The organism is Gemmatimonadota bacterium (assembly GCA_016712265.1).
GTDB lineage: Bacteria > Gemmatimonadota > Gemmatimonadetes > Gemmatimonadales > Gemmatimonadaceae > RBC101.
The window spans coordinates 1-5,243 of record JADJRJ010000019.1 but is presented as its reverse complement, the minus strand read 5'-3'; the positions used below and the strand labels follow the sequence as shown (position 1 = coordinate 5,243).

The following is a 5,243-nucleotide window of genomic DNA, read 5'->3' as shown; positions in this document are numbered from 1 at the left end:
AGAAGACTTCGGCGTTGGCGCTGTCAACCGCGAACACGCGCAGCGACGCGAACGCGGCGTTCGCAGGGGCGACCGTCGTGAACGACTGGGATGCCCACGTTGACGTCAGCGCCAACCCTCCAGAGTCCACCGATGCGGTGGACGCCGCGACGTCGCCTGCCGACGTCCACCAGTAAACACGCAGTTTGACCACTCGCGTGATCGACGCGGCCTTCTGCTCGATACGGAAGGTGTAGGTTTCTTCCCCCTGGACCGGGATTGTCCCTGCAAGGATGGTCCCGCCGAGGTGCACGCTGGCCGACGCTGCGGTGGCTGTGACTTCCAGGCAGTATGTGCCGAACGCGCCGCCGGAAGCCCGTGCGATGGTCGCCGCTGATGCGGTAAACCCCGTCGTGTCCGTTTCGATGCTGGCCTGGTTGGCGGTGAGCAGGTTCCCCGGTTGCACCGCGAACTTCGCCGCCGTCACCGCGCCGTCTGCGATCGCGGCGGTGTCCACCGCGTTGTCCGCCAACTCCGATGAGCCGACCGCGTTCGCGGCGATCTCAGCGGACCCCACAGCGTCGGCGGCGATCTTCGTGGCGGTCATCGCGTCGTCGGCGATGCCGGCGGTCGGGATCTGCGTCCATTTCATGCCCTTCGTCTCCTCGGAGGCGGCCAACAGCACCGTGTCGTTGGTGCCCACCCCGAGGTTGTCGTAGGTGCTGTCGGCGGTGCCGACGATAAGGTCACCTTGGCGTCGACCTGCGGCAGGGTGCTGCCCTTTCGATCGCCCTCGGAAGCGCCTTGACGGTGGCGTACGAGCCGGACGGGGTGGTGCCCAGTTCCGGGCCTGGACGGCTCGATGGCGTCGCCGAGGTCGTTGTGCATGGCGCGGTGGGTGCGCCCGCCGACAGCGTCTGAGGTCTTCTTGTCCGACGCGATCGTGTCGAACGAGTCGAGGCTGCCCGGGTAGTTACTGGCCACTGTGGCTCCTTAGAATCGCAACTCGGTGTAGGTGAGGGCTGACGCGGTCATGTTGCTGTAGGTGGTGTAGGCGGTATCCAGGTCGTCGTAGGTGACCGGCGTCGACGACGTCAACGTGAGGTTCGCCCCGGCCGGCTTCTCCCGCATCGCGGCGGCCAGGGTTGCCGCCGAGTCGGCGACCTCGGAGGAGTCGACCTGGACTTCGATCGCCCACGGATCCCCGCCGACGGCCGTGGTGACCAGGCAGTAACGGTTGCCGGTCAGTGTGGCCTGCACTGCGGCCTGAATCCCTGCGGCCGACCCGTGGGCCTGGGCACCCGCCCGGGTCAGATACCAGCGGGCGTTCGAGGTGTCCATGCCGATGACAGGACACCGATCAGCCAGCCGAGCCACGGCAGCCAGCCCGCCGGCGAGGTCGCCGGGTTCACCGGCTCCGAAGTGCCCGACGCGGAGGTGTCGGGGTCAGCGTCGTCGATGAACTTCGCCGCCGAGTAGGCCGCATCCCCGATGCTGGCCATGAACCGCAGCAGCTCGCCGTTCGTATCGGCGTCGCGGACATATTCGGGCAGCAGGTCGAACAGGCGCTGTCCCGTCCTGGTGATCCCGGTCGGGGTGCCGGTGTCGTACAGCGGCCACCCGTCGTACGACAGGTCGAAGTCGTACAGGTCGTCGATGTCGTAGATGTACGGCATGGCCCGCCTCTCAGGTGATGGTCAGGCTGACGGTGCCGATCACCGCGAACTCGTCGAACTCGACGTCGACGGTGGTCGACGGCAACGTCAGCGACGTGACCGAGTCGACACCGGGCACCGATTCGATGACGGCTTGGACGTCGAGGGGTTCGACGTCGGCGCCAAAGCCGGAGGTCTGCCACGACCACACCGACGCCAGAGCATCCTCGATGGCGGCCTCAAGTTCGGCGTCGTCGTAGCCTGCCGACTTCGTCACCGCCGCGGTCACGTTGACGCTCACGGGGGTGGCGTGCTCGACGGTCATTGTCAGGATCGACGCGCACTGCGCCTGCATTGCCGCCTCGAGCTCGTTCTTCTCGTCGGTGCTGATCGCAGCCCCCGACCCGTACACGTAGACCGTCAGGAAGCCGTCGTCGTCGCCGGGGTCGTTGCCGCCGTCGTGGTCGTACTGGTCGACCGCGACGGCCCGCTTCACGTAGGGCTGCTCAAGGGCGTACGCGGTGAAATGTTCCGGCACTACCAACGACGACGTCACACGCGCGAACCGGGTCGCGGCCCTGGTCAGGAACGCCAAGTCGTCCTCGGCGTCGGCGCCGCCGTTCAGGTCGGTGTGCAGCACGCAGTTCGCCAGGTGCGGCACGGCGACGACCGGGTCGCAGGAGGTGCCGGCGACGATGCTGTTCAGATAGCCGCCAGTGTCCGTGGTGGCCACGGCGACGTCGACCGTCGACCCGGTGACGGTGACCGTCTCGGTGGCGACCAGCATCGAGTCGGCGTCCTCGATGCGGAACAGTGTGCCTTCGTCGATCGTCGTCGTCGGAGATCCGGTCAACGTCAGCCGCACCGTGCCCGTCGCGGGGGTGCCTTCGTCGCGGGTCACGCCGTACAACGAAATCACGCCTTCGACCAGGGCGCCGAGGACACGGTTCGCGGCGTAGATCAGGTCGCCCATGCCGGTGGCGCAGGCCTCCATCAGGACTACCTCGAGGCTGCCATTTCTCGGCTCCCACTGCGGCAGACGGGTTTCAGCGAGCGCGAGCATCGACGAGAACACCTCTTGAGGGTCCCGATCGTCAACACTCACCCCTAGGTAGGTGGAATCGAGGTCACGCAGCGCCATCGGCTCGGTCCTTCCGTCGAGGGAGACTGCCTAGCGGCAGCCAATCGTTCGCCTTGCGCCACTCGGTCATGGTCTTGGCGCCTTTGCTTGAGTTGCAGGTTCGACACATGGCAGCGAGATTCCCCACCCCGTGTGACCCGCCACGACTCAAGGGGATTATGTGGTCGAGGCTGTCGGCAGTCAGGCCACAGGCAACGCAAGTGTCCGACGCGAGCCTGCGAACATCCTTCGCTACCACTCGAAAGCCCTGCCCGTCACGCTTACGCGCACGCCAGCGCTGCTTACTTTGTCGTGATTTTTCCCGAGCCCTCTGCGGAAAGTCCAGGCGGAAGGCGGCCTCTCGCCGCCGCTGCGCAGCCCTGTCCCGCTCCCGGTTGAGGCTGCGCCAGCGACGCAGACGCTCACGCTCCTGTTCGAGCACGACCTCGAGGTTCTTCTTGCGCCACTCTCGCTTCTGCTGGCGCACAGCCTCAGCATTATTGCGGCGCCGCTGCCGGTTGTACTCGCGACGAGCGGCCGCGTTCTCCTGCTGATACTTGCGCGAGTAGGCGCGCACCTTGTCGGGGTTCTGCTGCCGCCACTTCTGCACGACCAGCCGCCGACATTCCTTGCATGCGGATTGGAATCCGTCCCTGGCAGATCTGTCTCGAGAGAACTCGTCGAGCGTCTTGACCTCACCGCAGCGGGAGCACCGCTTGCTACCGTTAGACATCGCTGGGACTCCTTGTCAGTCCTAGAGCCCTCGGAGGTTGCCGCCTCGCGGAGGGCACATCTGCTACCTACAGTTTACGCTCATCGTGCGACAACTCAGCCGGATTCGTCGTCGGTGTCGGCCCAGTCGACGTCGATGTCAACCGTCACGGTGTTGTCGTTGCGTTCGATGACCTCGACCCGTGACACGGCCAGCGCAGGCTCGGCGTAGCCGACCACGGCGCGGATCTCGTCGGGGTTGATGCGGGTACCAGTCGGGTCCATCAGCCCCCACAGCGGCGCCAACGGCCGCTCACCGGCCTCACACGACACGATGTGCCCACACGTCTCCGCGGCGTGCCGCGCCGAACCCTGCTCGAGGGTGACAGCGGCACCGTTGGAGTCGATGCGGAACGGGTGCGCGAGTGTGACTGTCATTTGGCCACCCAACCTGTGTTGCCCGTGCCGGACTCTTTGACGTAGAAACTGGTGCCGGCGCCGCCATCAGTGCGGTGGAACGTCGAACCGACCGGCGCCGCATAGGTGCCGTTGGGGTCGCCCGTGCCGTGCAGCACCCGCGGCCCGTTGAGGCTCAAGTCGATCCCGGCGCTTGCGCCCGACAGTCCGGCGATGATGCGGCCCGTGTTGCGGTAGATCGCAAACGGCTTGTGTGTCTGGGCGCCGGTGTCGTCGTACGCCCAGATGATGAAGTTGCTGCCCGCGTCGGATCCGGACTCGGCGGTGTTGTTCTTGCCGATGAACCAGCGGCGCTCCGTCCCCGTGCGCAGATGATGCCCCGCGTACGAACCGGCGTCAGCCGAGGTGTCGACGAACTCGATGGAGGCGCCTGCCAGGCCGACGATCACATTGATGCCGTCGTCGGTGGTGACCACCAGCACCTTGTCGCCTGCCGCGACATTCTGCAACGTGGCGTACGGCCCACGCAGCAGCCCGCGCGAACCGGGCATGACCACGTACACGCCGTCGGTGTCGACGTTGGCGACCAGGCCGAGGGTAATCATCAGTACCAATTCCTCTGCTGGAAGTGCGCCCATGCCCGCTTGGGTCCGCCGTAACGGCCCTTGATGTAGTCCAGCCCCCACCGGATTTGCGTCTCCGGATTCGTGCGCCAGTCCTTACCGGCGGTCGCCATCTTCGACCCGGGCAGCGACTGCGGGATGCCGTAGGCGCCGCTGCTCGGGTTCTCGGCCTTGTAGTTCCAGCCGGACTCACGCGTCCACAGTTGCTCGAGGGCGGCCCACTGGTCGTCGGAACCCCAGCCGTAGCGGTCCTTGGCCATCTCCTGGCGCGCGAACCACTTCGCGTACTTGACGGACGTCTTGTCACGCGTCGGGGGGTGTCGTTGCGGGTGGCACTCGACGTCGACTTCGTGCCCGTGTCAGGCGCCGGCGGTGTCGGCACCGCCACCTGCACCTCGACAGCGGAGATCCCGTCCGTGGTTGCCGACACCGACTCCACCAGGTAGGTGCCGTCCCAGCGGCCCAGGCCCGACAGTTGCAGGCAGTGCCACGGCTGCAGCTGGATGCCGCGGTTCCACGGCAACACGATCGTGCCGACCGCCGTGTTGTCCGGGTCGTCGGAGGTCTGCGACAGCGACACGTCGAGTGCGTCGGTGCGTGGGGAGTCGCCCCACGTCACCTCCCACAGCGGCGTCTTCGCGCCACCGGACCACGCCCAATGCCGCGATCCGAACAGAACGACGCCGCCCCACTCGACCCACGACCAGTCGAGGCTGCCCGCCAGATCCGAGATCATGT

General features: G+C 66.6%; 8 protein-coding genes. All 8 read right to left on the bottom strand.

From position 1 onward, the window contains the following. On the bottom strand, positions 1-682 hold a 682-nt coding region (locus tag IPK85_03815), incomplete at its 3' end, for a hypothetical protein (GenBank protein MBK8246515.1). A gap of 290 nt (positions 683-972) precedes the next feature. Further along, on the bottom strand, positions 973-1,320 hold the full coding sequence (locus tag IPK85_03810; protein ID MBK8246514.1) for a hypothetical protein: 348 nt from the start codon (positions 1,318-1,320) through the stop codon (positions 973-975). Beyond that, positions 1,290-1,655 carry a hypothetical protein gene (locus IPK85_03805; protein MBK8246513.1) on the bottom strand — a complete coding sequence of 122 codons (366 nt, stop codon included), beginning with the start codon at positions 1,653-1,655 and terminating at the stop codon, positions 1,290-1,292. The genes IPK85_03810 and IPK85_03805 overlap by 31 nt, the downstream gene beginning before the upstream one ends. Positions 1,656-1,665: 10 nt before the next feature. After that, positions 1,666-2,775, bottom strand: coding sequence for a baseplate J/gp47 family protein (locus IPK85_03800; protein MBK8246512.1), 1,110 nt, complete (start codon positions 2,773-2,775; stop codon positions 1,666-1,668). Then, entirely contained in the window at positions 2,762-3,487 is a 726-nt protein-coding gene (locus IPK85_03795; protein MBK8246511.1) for an HNH endonuclease, read from the bottom strand. Before IPK85_03795 ends, IPK85_03800 begins: the two co-directional genes overlap by 14 nt. A gap of 95 nt (positions 3,488-3,582) precedes the next feature. Next, positions 3,583-3,903: a hypothetical protein gene (locus IPK85_03790; GenBank protein MBK8246510.1), complete on the bottom strand. Its 321-nt coding sequence runs from the start codon at positions 3,901-3,903 to the stop codon at positions 3,583-3,585. After that, positions 3,900-4,487, bottom strand: a complete 588-nt coding sequence (locus IPK85_03785) for a hypothetical protein (protein MBK8246509.1) — start codon at positions 4,485-4,487, stop codon at positions 3,900-3,902. The genes IPK85_03790 and IPK85_03785 overlap by 4 nt, the downstream gene beginning before the upstream one ends. Continuing rightward, positions 4,487-4,765 (bottom strand): transglycosylase SLT domain-containing protein, encoded by a 279-nt coding sequence (locus tag IPK85_03780; protein MBK8246508.1) that lies wholly within the window; start codon positions 4,763-4,765, stop codon positions 4,487-4,489. Before IPK85_03780 ends, IPK85_03785 begins: the two co-directional genes overlap by 1 nt. Between the last annotated feature and the right edge of the window lie 478 nt (positions 4,766-5,243).